This window comes from Aequorivita aquimaris (assembly GCF_001573155.1).
GTDB classification, from domain to species: Bacteria; Bacteroidota; Bacteroidia; order Flavobacteriales; family Flavobacteriaceae; genus Aequorivita; species Aequorivita aquimaris.
Window position 1 is genome coordinate 591,292 of record NZ_JRWG01000001.1, and the last position, 17,660, is coordinate 608,951.

Annotated in this window: 17 protein-coding genes and 2 pseudogenes; 6 read left to right on the top strand and 13 right to left on the bottom strand. The window is 40.0% G+C overall.

The features are described from left to right. Positions 1 to 141: 141 nt before the first annotated feature. The 3 genes from LS48_RS02680 to lysA form a co-directional block, all read right to left on the bottom strand. Entirely contained in the window at positions 142 to 1,542 is a 1,401-nt protein-coding gene (locus LS48_RS02680) for a phytoene desaturase family protein (RefSeq protein ID WP_235810999.1), read from the bottom strand. A gap of 134 nt (positions 1,543 to 1,676) precedes the next feature. Further along, positions 1,677 to 1,835, bottom strand: coding sequence for an FAD-dependent oxidoreductase (locus LS48_RS15550; protein WP_235811000.1), 159 nt, complete (start codon positions 1,833 to 1,835; stop codon positions 1,677 to 1,679). 103 nt (positions 1,836 to 1,938) lie between these two features. Continuing rightward, complete coding sequence (gene lysA / locus LS48_RS02685; protein ID WP_062619687.1) at positions 1,939 to 3,144, bottom strand: diaminopimelate decarboxylase; 1,206 nt, start codon at positions 3,142 to 3,144, stop codon at positions 1,939 to 1,941. Positions 3,145 to 3,359: 215 nt separating this feature from the next. On the opposite strand from lysA, the gene sucC reads away from it, so the two are divergent. Both sucC and LS48_RS02695 read left to right on the top strand, forming a co-directional pair. Beyond that, the gene (gene sucC / locus LS48_RS02690; RefSeq protein ID WP_062619793.1) at positions 3,360 to 4,550 is read left to right on the top strand and encodes an ADP-forming succinate--CoA ligase subunit beta; all 1,191 of its coding nucleotides are present in this window, start codon (positions 3,360 to 3,362) and stop codon (positions 4,548 to 4,550) included. Between the two features lie 64 nt (positions 4,551 to 4,614). Next, entirely contained in the window at positions 4,615 to 5,010 is a 396-nt protein-coding gene (locus LS48_RS02695; RefSeq protein ID WP_062619689.1) for a tellurite resistance TerB family protein, read from the top strand. Here LS48_RS02695 and LS48_RS02700 read toward each other — a convergent pair. After that, positions 5,007 to 6,281: a DUF2254 domain-containing protein gene (locus tag LS48_RS02700; RefSeq protein ID WP_062619690.1), complete on the bottom strand. Its 1,275-nt coding sequence runs from the start codon at positions 6,279 to 6,281 to the stop codon at positions 5,007 to 5,009. The genes LS48_RS02695 and LS48_RS02700 overlap by 4 nt on opposite strands. Before the next feature lie 205 nt (positions 6,282 to 6,486). Between LS48_RS02700 and LS48_RS02705 the strand changes: the two genes are divergently transcribed. Further along, complete coding sequence (locus LS48_RS02705; protein ID WP_062619692.1) at positions 6,487 to 6,921, top strand: Hsp20/alpha crystallin family protein; 435 nt, start codon at positions 6,487 to 6,489, stop codon at positions 6,919 to 6,921. 73 nt (positions 6,922 to 6,994) lie between these two features. Here the strand turns inward: LS48_RS02705 and rluF are convergent, their stop codons facing one another. Continuing rightward, on the bottom strand, positions 6,995 to 7,888 hold the full coding sequence (rluF, locus tag LS48_RS02710) for a 23S rRNA pseudouridine(2604) synthase RluF (RefSeq protein WP_438829838.1): 894 nt from the start codon (positions 7,886 to 7,888) through the stop codon (positions 6,995 to 6,997). Positions 7,889 to 7,964: 76 nt separating this feature from the next. Between rluF and LS48_RS02715 the strand changes: the two genes are divergently transcribed. Next, a complete protein-coding gene (locus tag LS48_RS02715) occupies positions 7,965 to 9,494 on the top strand; it encodes a GH3 family acyl-acid amido synthetase (RefSeq protein WP_062619694.1) in 1,530 nt (509 codons plus the stop codon). Positions 9,495 to 9,634: 140 nt separating this feature from the next. Here the strand turns inward: LS48_RS02715 and LS48_RS02720 are convergent, their stop codons facing one another. From LS48_RS02720 to LS48_RS02740, 4 genes are all read right to left on the bottom strand, one after another. Beyond that, complete coding sequence (locus tag LS48_RS02720) at positions 9,635 to 10,288, bottom strand: hypothetical protein (RefSeq protein WP_078056363.1); 654 nt, start codon at positions 10,286 to 10,288, stop codon at positions 9,635 to 9,637. A gap of 197 nt (positions 10,289 to 10,485) precedes the next feature. Then, entirely contained in the window at positions 10,486 to 12,483 is a 1,998-nt protein-coding gene (gene uvrB / locus LS48_RS02730) for an excinuclease ABC subunit UvrB (protein WP_062619700.1), read from the bottom strand. Positions 12,484 to 12,557: 74 nt separating this feature from the next. Further along, complete coding sequence (locus LS48_RS02735) at positions 12,558 to 12,761, bottom strand: hypothetical protein (protein WP_062619701.1); 204 nt, start codon at positions 12,759 to 12,761, stop codon at positions 12,558 to 12,560. Between the two features lie 213 nt (positions 12,762 to 12,974). After that, a complete protein-coding gene (locus LS48_RS02740) occupies positions 12,975 to 13,679 on the bottom strand; it encodes a hypothetical protein (RefSeq protein ID WP_062619702.1) in 705 nt (234 codons plus the stop codon). Between the two features lie 100 nt (positions 13,680 to 13,779). Between LS48_RS02740 and LS48_RS02745 the strand changes: the two genes are divergently transcribed. Then, positions 13,780 to 14,193 carry a hypothetical protein gene (locus LS48_RS02745; protein ID WP_131807684.1) on the top strand — a complete coding sequence of 138 codons (414 nt, stop codon included), beginning with the start codon at positions 13,780 to 13,782 and terminating at the stop codon, positions 14,191 to 14,193. A 227-nt stretch (positions 14,194 to 14,420) separates the two neighbouring features. On the opposite strand, the gene LS48_RS02750 is transcribed toward LS48_RS02745, so the two are convergent. Further along, positions 14,421 to 14,957 (bottom strand): hypothetical protein, encoded by a 537-nt coding sequence (locus tag LS48_RS02750; protein ID WP_131807685.1) that lies wholly within the window; start codon positions 14,955 to 14,957, stop codon positions 14,421 to 14,423. A 168-nt stretch (positions 14,958 to 15,125) separates the two neighbouring features. Then, complete coding sequence (locus tag LS48_RS02755; protein WP_062619710.1) at positions 15,126 to 15,623, bottom strand: hypothetical protein; 498 nt, start codon at positions 15,621 to 15,623, stop codon at positions 15,126 to 15,128. A 225-nt stretch (positions 15,624 to 15,848) separates the two neighbouring features. Here LS48_RS02755 and LS48_RS15555 point away from each other — a divergent pair. Next, positions 15,849 to 16,070, top strand: a pseudogene (locus tag LS48_RS15555) (transposase); the annotation flags it as partial. A gap of 813 nt (positions 16,071 to 16,883) precedes the next feature. On the opposite strand, the gene LS48_RS02775 reads toward LS48_RS15555, so the two are convergent. Together LS48_RS02775 and LS48_RS02780 are read right to left on the bottom strand one after the other, a co-directional pair. Next, positions 16,884 to 17,354, bottom strand: coding sequence for a hypothetical protein (locus LS48_RS02775; RefSeq protein WP_204376463.1), 471 nt, complete (start codon positions 17,352 to 17,354; stop codon positions 16,884 to 16,886). A 36-nt stretch (positions 17,355 to 17,390) separates the two neighbouring features. Then, a pseudogene (locus LS48_RS02780) lies at positions 17,391 to 17,660 on the bottom strand (hypothetical protein); the annotation flags it as partial.

Consider the following 17,660-nt stretch of genomic DNA (forward strand, 5'->3'; position numbering starts at 1 on the left):
TAATAAGTGGCAAAGATAATCTTATAAATGAGAAATATTAATTTTTAACAATGTTTATTTTAAAAACTTAAAATTTTAAACTTTTTATTGAAATTTAATAGAATGTGTAAAAAATCCTCAAATCGCTGCTTATATTACCGTTTACTTACTGGCTATTCGTCTTTTTTTGGCTGAAATCTTCTCTTGAAGCCAAAGTGGATAAGTCGAATTATTTTCTGCTTCCAGTATTAATATGGATTGATCGCTATCCGTATTTAATAATTCCCGCTGTTTTTTTCCTAAAATTTCACCCGCAGTCTGCAATCCTGAGTATCCAGCCCCCGCAACTCCGTGGCTAACAATGCTGGCGCCACATAGGTACAGATTTTTTATTTCACTTTTTGATTTGTAGGCAAAAGGCCCTATTTGTGTAAGTTTCTTCTCCGTTCCATACACATTTCCCTTAGTGGTATTTATATAATATTCATTCGTTATGGGCGTTCCCAGTTCTTTGTGAACAATGTGCTCTCGAATGGTAGGCAACACTTTTTCCAAAGTATTGATCATTTTTTCCGTAAGCAGTTCCTTAAATTGAAGGTACTTTTCGGATCGTGGCTCCCCCTCGTTTTTGAATTCCTCAAAAACTTTATAATCCAAATAGGTTATGGCCTCTATGCCGTGGTGTTTTCCATCGAAACTGGAAGGGTCTTTCAAGGTTGTGCAACTGATGAACATTCCCTCAAAAGCAGCCTCGGTAGTTATATCGGGCATCATCATGCGTTCATAGACGGTATCCATATCTTCATTGGGCATAAGCCAAATATTTCCGGAATCCATCCCCGCAGCCCTGAGATCCATAGTTACCGTTAGAAAAAGCATAAGTGAAGTGCATGAATAAGTCGTCCTGCTTAACTTTTTCTTCAGTTTTCTACTTAAGTTTTTTTCTCCCACAAGTTGCTGATAGGTAATATTCGGATCGGCGTTTGAAATGATGCGCTGGGCAAATAGCTTCTCCCCGCCTTTCAGCTCAACACCCGCGGCCGTTTTTCTTTTGCCACCTTCCAGCAGAATCTTTTTTACGGATTGTTGTGTTCGCACTTCACCACCGTGTTTTTTTAAGGTTCTGGTCATTGCCTTTACAATTGCCGCTCCGCCGCCGCAGGGATAAAAGCCCCCATTAAAGTAATGGTCCATCACTGCGCAGTGCAACGGAAAACTCGCCTTGGCGGGAGCAAGCCCGTGATCACCAAATTGTATATTGAGAATTTTTTTAAGAAGTGGATCCTTAATATACCAGTCGATCACCCTTTTGAGGGTGAAAAGAGCATATTTCCCCATATTCTTGGTTCGAAATGGGATGGTGAGATGTTGCCAAAATCCTTCTACATTTGGAAGTAGCTGCAACTCGGCGCTCACCTTTTTTACCAGGTTTAGATATTTTATTATGTTTTTCTCTTCCTTCGGAAATCTTTCCACAAGCGCGCCAATCAGTTGGTCAAAATTTCCCGGGAAATCAAAACGCTCATCCCCAATATAAGCATGCTCGTAGCCAGTTGGATTCATTCTGAAAAAAAAACGAGGTTCTCCGCAATACCAAGTGCCTCATAGAGTTGCGAAGTAGATTGCCCTTTATCCAATAGCCCCACGTAATGAACACCCGGAGTAAAGCGATGGCCATTTAAGTAAAAACTATGGCATCATCCTCCGGGCACATCGTGCTGCTCCAGAACCAATACTTTCTGGCCCGCCTTTGATAAAAAGATAGCTGCAGCAAGGCCGCCTACGCCACTTCCAATTATAATTGTATCAAAATCATTCTGTCCATGGACTGGACGGGAGATGGCACTGGGAGGCATATTTTTCAAAAGTGTAACTTTGTTGAATATTTGTTAATCATATTTAAACAAAGCTATACTTTTTATTGAAATTGAAACATTGCTTTCAGAAATTTTCAAAAAACTACAGCGCTGCCATTATCTGGTTTTTCAAAATATCCTCAAAAGTTTCCCTTTTTCTGATTAAATGTGCCTTTCCCTTATACCAGAGTACTTCCGCAGGTCGATAGCGGGAGTTGTAGTTACTCGCCATGGTGAAGCAATATGCCCCAGCGTTATGAAAGGAAAGTATATCTCCCTCGTGCAATTCCGGAATGCGGCGGTTGTTCGCAAACGTATCGGTTTCACAAATATACCCTGTTACGGTGTAAAATCGATCCCTTCCATGGGGTCTTGAAATATTTGAAATTTCGTGTTGCGAGCCGTAAAGCATCGGGCGGATTAAATGGTTGAACCCACTATCCACCTGCGCAAAAACGGTAGAAGTAGTTTGTTTTATCACATTTACCTTTACCAAAAACTGTCCGGCCTCACTCACCAAAAATTTCCCTGGCTCAAAGGCCAAGGTCAAGTTTTTACCGTATTTTTTACAGAAATCATTAAAGCGCTTACTCAGTTTTTTTCCCAATTCCTCTACGTTTGTTTCTATATCGCCTTCTTTGTAAGGTACTTTAAAACCGCTTCCGAAATCAATAAATTCGAGATTATCGAAATTTTCAGCCGCATTAAAGAGAATTTCCGAAGCATAGAGAAAGACATCGATATCCAAAATATCGCTGCCCGTGTGCATATGGATTCCGTTGATATTCATCCCTGTATTCTCAACAATTCTTTTCAACAAAGGCATTTGATGGATTGAAATTCCAAACTTGCTGTCAATATGCCCCACGGAAATATTTGCGTTTCCGCCTGCCATAACGTGCGGGTTTATCCGGATACATACAGGGATTTTGGGATGCTTGGTTCCGAATTGCTCCAAAATGGAAAGGTTGTCAATATTTATTTGCACCCCTAATTTTGCGGCTTTTTCAATCTCTTCCAGCGAAATTCCGTTGGGCGTGTAGATTATGTCTTCTGGTTTAGCCCCGGCTTCCAAGCCCAGCATCACTTCTTGTATAGAAACCGTGTCCAGACCACTGCCCATATTAATGAGCAATTTTAATACTGAAATATTTGAAAGGGCTTTTACGGCGTAATTTATTCTCAAACTATCCACCTTATCAAAAGCGCCGGTCAACCGTTTATACTGCTTTTCAATTTTAGCGGCATCATAAACATATACGGGGCTTCCGAATTCTTGGGCAATTGCCAAAAGGTCTTGGTTTTTCATTTCTTTAGAATAAATTTTTAAAAATTAAGGCGCAAAAATAGAAAGGAATGCCGAATTACTTCATTAAGAATCACTTAAATTTTCAAATTTGTGAAGGATGGAAAATTTCTGAAACGTAAAGATTTAAAAACATTAGCGCATTCCTGTTACATTTGTTATTTTTGCAATCCATAAACAAGCCTGCCTGCCAAACGGGTAGGTACAAAACCGCTACTATGAATTTACACGAATATCAAGGAAAAGAAATTTTAAACAGTTTTGGCGTTGAGATACAGCGCGGTATCGTGGCTACCACCCCTAAAGAGGCAGTGGAGGCCGCAAAAAAACTTACCGAACAAACCGGGACAGGCTGGCACGTTATCAAGGCCCAAGTACACGCCGGTGGCCGCGGAAAAGGTGGTGGTGTAAAACTTGCAAAGAATTTACAGGAAGTTGAAGACATTGCAGGAAAAATCATTGGGATGGATCTTGTAACCCCGCAAACTTCCGCAGAAGGAAAAAGGGTGCACCAAGTTTTGGTTGCTGAAGATGTTTATTACCCAGGCGACAATGAGCCAGAGGAATATTATATGAGCGTCCTGTTAAATCGTTCCACGGGAAGAAACATGATTATGTATTCTACCGAGGGTGGAATGGATATAGAAACGGTAGCCGAGGAAACTCCTCATTTAATTTTCACCGAAGAAATTGACCCAGCCGTTGGCCTTTTGGGCTTTCAGGCAAGAAGGGTTGCTTTCAATCTTGGTTTAAGCGGAAAGGCTTTTAAGGAAATGACCAAATTTGTTACCGCGCTTTACAAAGCCTACAACGAATCTGATTCTTCTCTTTTCGAAATAAACCCGGTTTTAAAAACAAGTGATGATAGAATTATCGCCGTTGATGCAAAAGTAAGTATTGACGATAACGCACTATTCCGTCATAAAGATTACGAGGAAATGCGTGACAAACGCGAGGAAAACCCCGTAGAGGTTGAAGCTAAGGAAAAAGGCCTAAACTATGTGGATCTTGATGGCAACGTTGGCTGTATGGTTAACGGCGCTGGCCTTGCAATGGCAACAATGGACCTTATAAAGCAAGCGGGCGGCGAACCTGCAAACTTCCTTGATGTAGGTGGAACCGCAGATGCCGAGCGCGTTGAGGCCGCTTTCAAACTAATCTTGAAGGATCCGAGTGTAAAGGCAATCCTTATTAATATTTTCGGTGGAATTGTACGTTGCGACCGAGTGGCCCAAGGTGTAATTGATGCTTATAAGAATATGGGCACCATCCATGTTCCAATCATTGTTCGTTTGCAGGGAACCAATGCAGACATTGCAAAAAAACTAATTGACGACAGCGGACTGGACGTTCAGAGCGCTATTGAATTTCAGGAAGCCGCAGATAAAGTGAAGGAAGTTCTTTCCTAAATTGACACCAATAATTTTGAAAGCCCTTTGCATTTGCGAGGGCTTTTTTGTGAATTAATAATTTATGGAGAAAAATCCCAAATCTCTTCTTAGTGATTTAATAAATATGGTAATGGCAGACGGAAAAATAAAAGCTTCCGAAATTGAATTTATTCAGAAACTTGCCAAGCGAATGAATATTTCGGAGAGGGAACTTATTGACCTTTTTGAGAATCCGCAACCTTCCCGGGCCGTTTTCAGTGAAGTGGAACGAATCACGCATTTCTACAAATTGATCTTGATGATGAATATAGACAATGAAGCCCACGAATCTGAAATTGTAGCCTTAAAAAATTTCGGACTTAAAATGGGCATTCGCCCAATAGTAGCCGATCAAATTCTAAAAAAACTGGAGCAGTCTGAAGATAAGATCGTTCCTGCGGAGGAGCTATTAAAAATCTTCAAAATCTATTACAACTAGCCCGCAACCATTTTATCAATGGTCAAAACATCCCACTCAGAATCAAAAGAGTTTTTGGCTTGCTCCAATAGCGTTTTCATTTCTTCCTTGATTACTTTTTGGTAATTGTCATCTGCAGCAGGTTGCTTTTGAAGGTAGTTCAGCATCCACAACAGCTTTTCAACCATTACAGGATCGTGCTTACAATAAGTACGCAAAGAAGCCATTACGTTGTACATCAATTCTTTAAAGCTTACTATTGCCATCCTAAGAGTTGCACTTTCTTTGTGAACAATAATTCCATTGTCCTTTTTTTGCATGCGCAAGGCAAACAAATCTGTCAAGTAATCAACGGCATTGATAGCGGTTCCGGGATCGTTGATTCCCGGCGACATTGCCTTAACAGCTATTTCGGTTATTTGTTTGAATGCCAAAATATAATTGTCCTCAACCAATTCGCCACGCGCAAAGCTTATGTTGGAAATAATAGAATCCACTACTTTTTCATCCAATTGCTTTTCAGATTTCAGAAAAATTGAATTTTTCAGCACAAAAAGTCCCTTTGGTATTGTTATGTAAATCCTGGTTTCTTCGTCTTCGCAAATTCTCAAAATATTTTTTATGGATATATTCTGGAAATAACCGCTTCTTCCTGCTTTATATTCGTACCAATTGGCCACATCGGGAAAATTTTTGGTTTGTCCCTTTTCAGATTCAATTAGGCTTTGCAGCCTTTTTTCAGCATATTCAAATATGGTATCTAATATATTGTTTATCTGTATGCTCTGTGAAATATTATGTATGAAATAAATAAAGGCGACCAAGCAGACAATGGTAAAAACAATTCCCAAAAGCACCGAAAATCCCGGAAGCGTGTATTTATCCTCACTGGGTTCAATGGAAAAAAGCGTAAAGATATTATAAAGAATCGTTGACAGATAAATACCCAATATTACTTGGTGGCGCCTGTCACTTATCAAGCCCGGAAGCAATCTCGGAGAATAATTATTGGAGGCCTGGCTGAGCAACAGCATTACCATGGAAAAGCTGAAAACCATCAAGGAAATAAGCCCCCCAAGACAGGCACTCAGCACAGTTAGCGCAGTATCGCCATCCTCCACCATCAAAAGAGGAAAAATATCCATGATTTTTCTTGAAACGCCTTGTTGTTCCAAATAAATCATCAAAAGAGCAACAAAAAAACCGGAAATAGCAAAAAGTGTAGGGTAAAAAGCAATTTTGCTTTCAATAGTATTAAAGAAATCAAAAATGCGGATGAAGAGTTTTTTCATAAAAGATGGTTATCAATTTTAAAAGTACTGAAACCCTCAATCAAAATTCTTAAAAATGAATTAAATCTTCTAAAGACCATTTTCTTAAATGTCAAAAAGTCACTAAATAATCATTCTCAACAGCCAAAATGTCTGCAAAATAGTATTGGAATTATTATTGAACACAGTTCGGAAAATAACTCGAAATTTTAAACAATATATAGTTATGAAAACAGTTAATAAAAACAGTATTTGGTTGCCAGGGCTTTTAGATAACCTGCTTTTTGACAATAAGTTAGATGTCTTTAATAACAATTATGAAACATTTAGCATTCCAGCAGTAAATATTATTGAAAATTTCCCGAATTTTGTAGTCGAATTGGCTGTGCCGGGACTGAAAAAAGAAAGTTTTACTATTGAGGTTGAGGAAGATACCTTAAAAATCGCTTCTAAAAAAGTAGAAGAGAAGAAAGAAGAAAACACCAATTTCCAGTACAGAAGAAAGGAGTTTAATTACAGCAATTTTGAGCGTTCTTTTAAACTTCCTGAGAATATTAAAGTCGAAGATATTCAAGCCAATTACGAAAATGGAATCCTTCGGGTTACCATCCCAAAGATGGAAGAAAAGAAAGCATTGAAGAAAATGGTTGAGATTTCATAATTGAAATTTAATTTGGTTAGTTAGTTGAAAATGACCGCGTGCTACTCAATCGGTGCGCGGTTTTTTCATGGGACTAATTGGGCCCTCTCCTTCTTCGCCCACCTGTACTTCTCTGGGCTCTTTTTAAATTTCGCTCCTCTTGCCTTTTCTTTTCAGGTTTTACGGTCTCTACCGCCTTTTCTCGGCCATCTTTTTGATAAGCCTTGGGGAGACCATCGCTATCCTTAACGGAGTCTTTCAGCGTTTTAAGTTCTTCCGGCGTAAGATCGCGCCACGCGCCCACGGGTAAATCTCCCAACTCAAGATTCATAATGCGGATGCGTTGTAAAGCAACAACTTCATACCCCAAATATTCGCACATCCTGCGAATCTGCCTGTTTAAGCCCTGCACTAAAATAATCCGAAACTCAAACCTGCTGACTCGTTCAACTTTGCAACGTTTGGTTACAGTATCCAAAATAGGAATCCCGGAACCCATGCGCTTAATAAATTCATCGGTAACGGGCCTATCTACTTTTACTATGTATTCCTTTTCGTGCTTGTTGCCCGCGCGAAGTATTTTGTTTACTATATCGCCTTCATTTGTCAATAAAAGCAATCCTTCACTGGGCTTGTCCAATCTTCCCACGGGGAAAATGCGTTCGGGATGGTTTACAAAATCCACTACATTATCGTCAAAGCGGGTATCGGTGGTACAGGTAATTCCAACTGGTTTATTCAGCATTATATATACTTCGGCAGTATTTTCCTTGATGAGTTTTCCATCCACGCGAACCTCATCATTGGGCGTCACCCTATCGCCCAGCCCGCTCTTTTCGCCATTCACAGTTACGCGTCCCTTTTCAATTAAGGTGTCGGCCTCGCGGCGGGAACAGTAGCCACTATCGCTTATCGCCTTGTTCAATCGTACGGAATCTGGATGGTGCATTTCTAATTTTTCAACAAAGATACCATTATTGCAGCGCATAGCGAAAAGGTTAAATTTAATTTAAACGCCCTATCCAACTTTTTAAAAAATTGTAGTTTCAACAAAAATTTCAACAATGGCAATACTCGGCTCAATAATAAAAACCGCGATCGATCTACGGGGAGCGATCGTTTCAGAAAAATCTCCTGTGGAATCGCAGCGGGAAGTCCTAAAAAACCTTCTCGAAAAAGCAAAGAACACCGCCTTTGGGAAATATTACGGCTTTTCAAAAATTCTTGAAGCAACCGATATTGAAAAAGAGTTTGCCGAGAAAGTTCCCTATTTTGATTACCACCAAATGGAGGCCGAATGGTGGTGCAAGACCCAGGAAGGAATGGAAGATATTAGCTGGCCCGGAAAGCCTACCTACTTTGCCCGAAGCAGCGGCACGACCGGAAAAACCTCAAAACGCATTCCCGTTACCGACGAGATGATCGAGGCCATTCGCACCACGGGCATCAAGCAAGTGGGCGCATTGACCAATTTTGAAATCCCTTCCGATTTTTACGAAAAGGAAATCATGATGCTGGGCAGCAGCACCAATCTGGAGGAACAGGATCAGTTTTTGGAGGGAGAAATAAGCGGTATCAGCGCCAGCAACATTCCGTTTTGGTTTCGGGGCTATTACAAACCGGGAGAGGAAATTGCCCAAATGGACGACTGGGACCAAAAGGTGGAAACCATTGCCAAAAATGCCCGAAATTGGGACATTGGTGCCCTCAGCGGCATTCCTTCGTGGATGGAATTGATGATGAAGAAGGTTATTGAATACCACGATGCGGCAAACATTCACGAAATCTGGCCAAACCTGCAGGTCTATACCACTGGCGGTGTTGCGTTTCAGCCGTATGAGAAGAGTTTTAACCAATTATTGGCGCATCCCATTATTGTGATTGACACCTATTTGGCCTCGGAAGGGTTTTTGGCATTTCAGAATAGGCCCGATACCACTTCAATGAAGTTGGTTACCGACAATGGAATCTATTTTGAATTCGTTCCCTTCAAACCCGAGTATATCAACGATGATGGTTCCCTTGCACAGGACGCCCCTGCCCTAACCCTCGCCGAAGTGGAACCGGGTGTGGATTATGTTTTGATAATCAGTACAGTCTCGGGCGCTTGGCGCTATTTGATTGGCGATACCATTGCTTTTACCGATGTGGAAAAGGCCGAAATAAAAATCACGGGGCGCACCAAATTCTTTTTAAATGTGGTTGGTTCACAATTATCCGTGAACAAAATGGAAGTTGCCCTGCGTGAAATGGAGGAGAAATTCGATATAAAAATCCCCGAATTTACTTTAGCAGCGGTCAAAATAGATGATGAATTTTACCACCATTGGTATTTGGGTACGCAAACCGAAATCGACGCAGCAGAAATAGCGAACGCACTGGATGAAGCCTTAAAGGAAGCAAATAAAAACTACGCAGTCGCACGTTCAAAAGCGCTGAAGGGGGTAAAAGTGAATACCGTGAATCCTGAAATTTTCCACGAATGGAACGCCAAAAACAAAAAGAAGGGCGGACAGGTTAAAATGGAAAAGGTTATGGACGAGGAAAAGTTTGCTGACTGGGAAAGGTTTGTAAAAACTCAGGTTAAGGAGTGAGGTTTGAGGTGTGAGGTGTGAGGTGTGAGGTTTTAGGTTTTAAAAATACAAATTCCAAAAATTTCAAATCACAAATCCTGTTGCCGTGAACGAGGCCGACGAGTCAATTAAACAAATTATCGCTTCAACAAGTAAACATATCAGCTACCCTCTTCCCCTACAATCTCCGGCTCTTCTTCTACTTTATTTTCATTGATGAGCTCCATTACTTCCTCTGGGGAAATATAAAGGCGGCGGATGCGCTCCTTGTATTTTTCGGAAAGGCTGGCGTTGTCGAGTATGAAGTTTTTCGTCTTTAAAATATAATCTCCCATCCCGTGGGCAACGGCATAGGTATCTGCTGTGCGCTCAACTTCCTTGATATGTGCTGAAGAGAACAGATATTTTATTCCGAAGATAAGCATCCCAAAATTTGTGCGCTCCCTATAATCCATAACGTGGCCCAATTCGTGGCCAAGCCAACCTACTTTTACATCAGACGGGATATCCTCCATGGTGAAATGTTCGCCTTCAATCTGAATGTTTCGGCTTATTAAAATTACGTACTCCCGATTTTCCTTCCGCTTAAAAAAACTCGCAAACCGCGGCTGGGCCTGCATGGTGGATTTTTTAATATTATCCTTGAATTTGAATTCAATTGCGGTATCGTACAATTCAGGATAAAAGGAAATCGCCTCAATAACTTCTTTTTTGATGCTCTCGGGAATAATCTTATTGTCCAAATTGATATTTTGCGCTGAAACCATAGAAATGGTAAAGTACAAAATAGGTTTTATGAGGGACGTTAAAGGCATTATAAATTCTCGGTATTGGGTGTTCGGGATTTGGGATTTGGGATTTGGGATTTGGGATTTGTATTTTTTGTTTCAGGTTTCAGGTTTCAAGTTTCAGGTTTCGGGTTTCAGGTTTCAGGTTTCAGGTTTCAGGTTGCAGGTTGCAGGTTAATATAAATGAAAATTGAGCATTGAAAATTGAGCATTGAAAATTGAACTTAAACTTCCTCCAATTGTTTCTGAAACGTCTTAATCTTATCCCGCAACTTGGCGGCCATCATAAAGTCCAAATCCTTTGCGGCTTTTTCCATGGCTTTTCGGGTGTCGCGGATTTTCTTTTCTATCTGTGCCTTGGTCAAATATTCCACCTCCGATTCCGCGGCGAGGGTTTCGGCATTTTCAAATGTATAAGCCTCCTGCTTGGATTTCGTCAATGAGTTTTCAAATGATTTTTTTATCTGCGTTGGCGTAATGCCATGCGCTTCATTATAGGCAATCTGCTTTTGGCGGCGGTATTCGGTGCCGTCAATGGTTTCCTGCATACTTCGAGTGATTTTATCGGCATACATAATTGCCTTTCCATTTAGGTTCCGGGCGGCGCGGCCTACGGTCTGGGTGAGGGAGCGGTTGCTTCGCAAAAATCCTTCCTTATCGGCATCGAGAATGGCTACTAAGGAAACTTCCGGTAAATCCAATCCTTCCCGTAACAGGTTTACACCTACCAAAACATCAAAGAGACCGAGACGCAAATCCTGCATAATCTCTACGCGTTCCAAGGTATCCACATCACTGTGAATATAGCGGGTACGGATTTGTACCCTTGTTAAATATTTGGTGAGTTCTTCCGCCATTCTTTTGGTCAGGGTGGTTACCAAAACGCGTTCGTCTTTCTCCACGCGCAATTGGATTTCCTCCAATAAATCATCAATCTGGTTTAGGCTGGGGCGTACTTCAATGGGTGGATCCAGCAAACCTGTGGGACGGATAATCTGTTCTACATACACGCCGCCGCTTTTTTCAAGTTCGTAATCGGCAGGCGTGGCGCTTACGTAGATTACTTGGTTTTGCAGGGCTTCAAATTCCTCAAACTTTAGCGGACGGTTATCCATCGCAGCTGGCAATCTAAAGCCGTATTCCACCAAGTTTTCCTTTCGGGAGCGGTCGCCCCCGTACATGGCGCCTACCTGCGGAATGGTTACGTGGCTCTCATCCACAACCATCAAATAATCCCTGGGAAAGTAATCCAACAAACAGAACGGGCGCGTGCCGGGCAGTCGCTGGTCCAAGTAGCGCGAATAGTTTTCAATCCCGCTGCAATAGCCGAGTTCGCGTATCATTTCCAAATCGAAATTGGTTCGTTCGTCCAGACGTTTTGCCTCCAGATGTTTTCCTATTTCGCCAAAATATTCCACCTGTTTTACCAAATCATCCTGAATCTGGCGGATGGCGCCCTGCAGCACATCTGGCGAGGTAACGAACATATTTGCAGGGTAAATATTCAGTCGGTCGTATTTGGCTTTTATGTTGTTGTTCAATGGGTCAAACACTTCAATCTCCTCAATTTCATCACCGAAAAAGTGGATTCTAAAAGCATCATCCGCATAACCGGGGTACACATCTACCGTATCTCCTTTTATGCGGAAACGCCCGTGATTGAATTCCGCTTCGGTTCTTGAGTAAAGACTTTGTACCAAACGGTGCAACAATTTGGTGCGGGAGATGATCTGCCCTTTTTCCAAACTGATTACATTTTTCTGAAATTCCGCAGGGTTCCCGATACCGTACAGGCAGGAAACCGAGGACACCACCAGCACATCCCTCCTGCCCGAAAGCAAGGACGAGGTGGTGCTAAGCCTCATTTTTTCAATCTCTTCGTTTATGGAAAGATCTTTTTCTATATAGGTGCCGCTGCTGGGGATAAACGCTTCGGGCTGGTAATAATCGTAATAGGATACAAAGTACTCCACCGCGTTTTCGGGGAAGAGGTTTTTAAACTCTGTGTACAACTGTGCCGCAAGGGTTTTGTTATGCGCCAACACCAGGGTTGGCTTTTGCACTTGCTGCACCACATTGGCCACGGTAAAGGTTTTCCCGGAACCGGTTACGCCGAGGAGGGTTTGGTATTTTTCGTCTGCGTTTAGGCCGTTTACCAAGGATTTTATAGCCTCGGGCTGGTCGCCGGAGGGGGTGTATTCTGTAGCTAATTTAAAATTCATTTGTTCTTTTTCATTGCTTTACAAAAGTAGTGAAATAGAACGTGAGTAGTGAGTGGTGAGTGGTGAGAAGTTTTTTATTTGTGCACGAGCGTTACACTTGCGATATCTAGGTATTGTTCATCTGCATTGAGAGTTGTTGCTTTTTCTTCTGAATTGCAATCCATATACTTTTGGTATAAATTCATATACTCTTGCGAGAGTTCGGCATTTCTTTTTTCGGAATAAAAGATGTAGACGAATAAAGTTAAGATGAGAATAGCAGTGCCTATTTTTTTCATTGGTTTTAAAATTTTAATGTTTTGAGAACAAGCGGGACGCTCGCGCTAGCGGGGTATTCTGTAGCTAACTTAAAATTCATTTGTTCTTTTTCATTGCTTTACAAAAGTAGTGAAATAGAACGTGAGTAGTGAGTGGTGAGTGGTGAGAAGTTTTGATGGTAGGCTTTTCTTTGAGTGAGAAAAATGGAAACGCCCGCTGGGGCGGGCGTCTTTTTATATTTTATATCCTTTTATGAGTTTGTATTCTGATGATTGGATACCATATTGTGATTTTACTGCGTCCTTTATGGTTTGGGAGCGGCTTGAAAGGGTACTGTACTCATTGAGGCGCATGTCCTGAAGGGGTTTTAATGTGCTGTATGCCGTTGTTACTTGCGTGTTTGCGGCTGTTAGGGCTTCTAACTGCAGGGTTAGATTTTCTGTGGTGATGCTTGTGTTTGTGGGGGCGTATGCTGCGCCATAACTGTTAAGAATTGTAATAATATCTGCAAAATACTGGGTCTGGCTACCGTAGGAACGGTGTGATTGAGATACAAATTCGCCTTCTTCGTCTCTTTTTAATTTGGCGGTTTTTTCTCCTCTTATATTGTTTACAAGGGTGGTTATTTCTGCAGCCTGTTCAGACTTTTTGCCAAACTTTGCCTTAACGTAAGAGAGGATGGGTGACATTGTTTTGAACAATGATGTTTCGCTTTTCATAAATAGGTACTGACGGTTATCTACCGCGAGGGAGAACTGAGAGTGTGCGGCGGCAACTTGTGCGTTGACGTCTTCTATAGCCGTAATTAAGGTATTGTATGCTGCCACTGAAGTTTCTGGGGTTAGTGGTACATACCCTGCAAAGGTTGCAAGGTTTGTGGAGAGTTGTTCTGCGTTATAAAGACGCGCTCCGAAGGTGTTTTCTGTGCGGGATGCCATAGGTTTTGGATTTTAGATTTAAGACAATTAAATATCAAAATAAATTTAAAATGCTTTCGTGAAATTTCAAAATTAATTTGAGTTAAATTTTTAAGGATTTGTGCTTTATGATACTGGTGCTGAGGGATTAGCGATGAGGAATGAGGGAAATGATATTGGCTTTGAGGGAAGAAATATTGGCTTTGAGGGAAATGATATTGGCTTTGAAGGAAGAAATATTGGCTTTGAGGGAAATGATATTGGCTTTGAGGGAAAAAATATTGGCTATGAGGGAAATGATATTGGCTGTGAGGGAAAATATTTTGGCTGTGAGGGAAATGATTTTGGCTATGAGGGAAATGATATTGGCTTTGAGGAATTTGTTATGTTTCTTGTTTCTTGTTTCTTGTTTAATTGGGGGATTGGTTCATTGGGTTTTTACCACAAAGGGCACTATGAAAGGGGGTGTGATGATTGGATGGTGTATGGAAAATATAAAGAACCCAACTTATGTGGCCCCTTCTTGGCTGTTTAGGCCCCTGCCGGTGTCTGTTGGGTTCTTCTTTATTGTTTTGTGCTTTGACTGTACCTTTAAGCTCGAGGTGAGGCTTTGACCCTTTGGCAGGCTGAGGACTGCACGTTACACAGGTGCGATAGCGGGGGGGGCTTAAAACGGCTTATATTGGTTCGGACTTAAAAAATTAAGGGGTTGTGCAACGGTTACCGCTGTTGTGTGTAGCTATTTTTTTCGGCTTATTGATTTTATCTTTTAATTTTCATCCAAGTATTGTTAGAAGTTATAACTTCGAGTATTTCTGTCGATAATTGATTTAACGGTACTTGCTCTACATTGTATATCTTTTTACTATTTTGCCATTCAAACCCTACTTTGATGAAGTAGGGTTTGCTTGAATTTGTGAAGAAAATTTCTTTACCAATATCTTCTAGATATGTTTCTGTCTCGCTTATAAGGTAAAACATTCTGTAGGTTTCAATTTTTTCGTTTGAACCATTTAAAATTTTGTCTTCTTTTAATGAAAATATTATAGTTGGAAAATATGTTCCCGCACCTGCAATAGAGTAATTTATTCCGTTAAAAATTATTTCATTTTCTTCATTTGTTTCGTATTTAATTGAAGTAATTCTATTAGCATTGTATTCTATATAAAAAATTTGAAGGTTTTCAACAGGAATGCTTTTATCAAATTTGACTTTAAAATTAAAATTATGACTATCTCCACGTTGCCCGTAAGCAAAATTTGTAATAAGTATCGAAATTAAAATTATCAATTTTTTCATTTTAGCACGGGTTTCTTCATAGTTACACACAACGGTTAGTGTATGAGCAGTGGCGTGGTTCGTGACGGACAATGGCAAACAGGTACTTGCCATTGGAAATTCCGCAGGAATTTCCAAGTAGGCGAGGACAAGCCATTGCTTATACGCATTGTTAGCAACTGCCTTTTTTTAATTTAGGATTTTCTTAATTTTGCTAATCCAATTGTTTTTAACTTGTTCAGTTTTCATTCTCACTTTCTTTACAGGATTAAAATCAACTTCGTACGCAGTTTCAATTATTCTTTTTTTAGGCTTATAAATCTTCCCTGTTTCGTCCTCAATAAATGGATAGCAATAAATCGTATTTTTAAATCTCGGATTATCAATTGGTATTTCAAATTTCATAATCGCTTTTTTTATAAAATCCGTTTCAAATCCGTGAATTGTTAATTCTTTATTTAGAATTTCTCTTAATTTATTCAAGTCCGCTTTTAATGGTTTTATATCCGTTTCAATCGGTTCAATTTTGCTGTTAAGAATGTCAATCTCAATTTCTTTTATATTTTTTTCACGAGCAATGTAGTTCAACCAATCAGCCATATATCCGCCATCATAATATCCAAGTGTACTTAAATAACTCAAGGCAAGATTTCCTGGTATTCCATTTAAGTTTCTTGTTTTTCCCATAGTTGTTTTTAGGTTGTTGCTAACATGTTTATATACGCATGTTTTTAAAATCTTATTGCTGCTATCCCGCACATGTACGCAACAGCATGCCTCCCCAAATATAAAGTTTATTTCCCAATCACCTGCATCAAGGTTTCTACCTTAGTTTTCAACACCTTCTTCTCCTCTACCGCAATACGTTGATGCAAAGGCAGCGTGGGGTATCTGCGGTAAAGTGTGGCGGCAGCGGGAATAAAAAGCCCCACTGGTCGGTATCTAAAAAGCAAACGGCAAAGCACCGTGGAGCCTGTCTTTGGAACCCTCAAGGAGTTTATGGGGCTTCGCAAGGTCAATACCATTGGCATTAAACAGGCCAACAAATGCATGCACCTCTCGGCAATGGCCTACAACCTCAAGAAATACCTCAAGTTCGTCCAAAAACGCGCAAAGAGCGGGGCGGAAAGCCTGGTTTTGTATTTTTTACCAAAAATAGTGCTTCAGAATGTAGCATGGCTTTTTTTAAAAGCACCAAATCTGGTTCCTACTCAAGCCTGACCAAAAAAACAAAGCCGCTTAAAACGGCTTATATTGGTTCAGGTTTAAAAAATTAAGGGGTTGTGCAACGGTTACTATTGTTGTGCATAGTTTTTTCATATTATCTGAAGTATAAAAATTAGAGCAATAGCTGGTATAAATAACAGATAATCCCAAAATTTAAATTCTCGATCATCGTGTAAATCCTTTAGCGATCTTGAGAGAGTTACAAATTCTCTTTTTTGCAATTTCAAACTTAACCATCGTAAAATTTGAAATAATATTAAATACAACCAAAAGTTTCTTAATCCCCGTATAGCAGGCCAATCAGTATTATCAAGTCCGTGTTTGTAATATATTATAATTTGAATTATTGATAATCCAAACCAAATTATCCAAAGGTTAATATTTCTCAAATGACCGTAATTGAAAAACAGAGTGAAAAAGTAAAGTCCGAAAGAATAAAATACGATTGGTTTTCGTGTTTCAAATTCAACTTGATGCGTTGTCAGAAAGTATATTGAAAAGCAAATACAGATTCCAACAGATATATAATCCCAAGTTCTTATTTTATTCCGTTTTATCAGTCTATCGGTCATTTTTGAAATTATGCACAACGTTTAGTATAACCGCAGTTACGGATTAAATTTAATGTTTTTCGAATAAGCACCGACGGTAGCAATTACGCGTGGATTCGAACGCAGTCGATTCCGCCGTAATTGCGGTTATGAATTGTTGTAAAACGTTTTATATTAATATTTTCATTTGATTATTAAATATTTCAAAAAATCTTAATATCAGTTTATCATCCTTAACCATATCTCCATAGCACCATATCAAAACTTTTACGTTTTTCTCATTTATCATTTCTGAGGATATTGGATTACATCCGTGAGACATATAACCTTTTAAAAGAAATGTTTTTCCCTCCTTATATAGTTCAATTGCCAAATCTTGTAGATGTTTTTCAAAAATTAAAATATCCTTTTCCGTAAGTTTTAGTTCTTTTTCAGAAAGCGCAACAGTAAATAAAACATTTACATAATTAAATTTCGTTTTATATCTTTTTTCTAAATCAGACACAAAATCATCGTTGTTAAGTGCTGAAGGAATATAGTTTATTAAACTATTAAATATTTCAGATTGACTTTCAGTCTGTTGAGAATAAATATTCTCACAGAATAGTAGCAATAATATTATGGCAAGTGTTTTTTTCAAATGTTTTACAACGGCAGTCTGTCTCAAAACCGCCCTTCAATTGTTGAAAATAGTTTTTAATTCCATTTTCGGCAAGTAAATGGAGTAAAAGTTGAAAGATCGGCCTTTGTCCCCAGAAACCGTTTTCAGGGCATGTTTGTGAAGGGAAAGCGCCCCTTGAAGCCATAAAAGCAGCAAAACAGGCCACCCTGCAAGCGTTATCCCCAGCTTTAGCATTCGTTTGAGGTTGTATGCCAGCGCAATCAGGCCAAAATCCGCCGAGGCACTCTCAAGGCCCCTCTTGGTCATGATATGGTCGAACCCCCA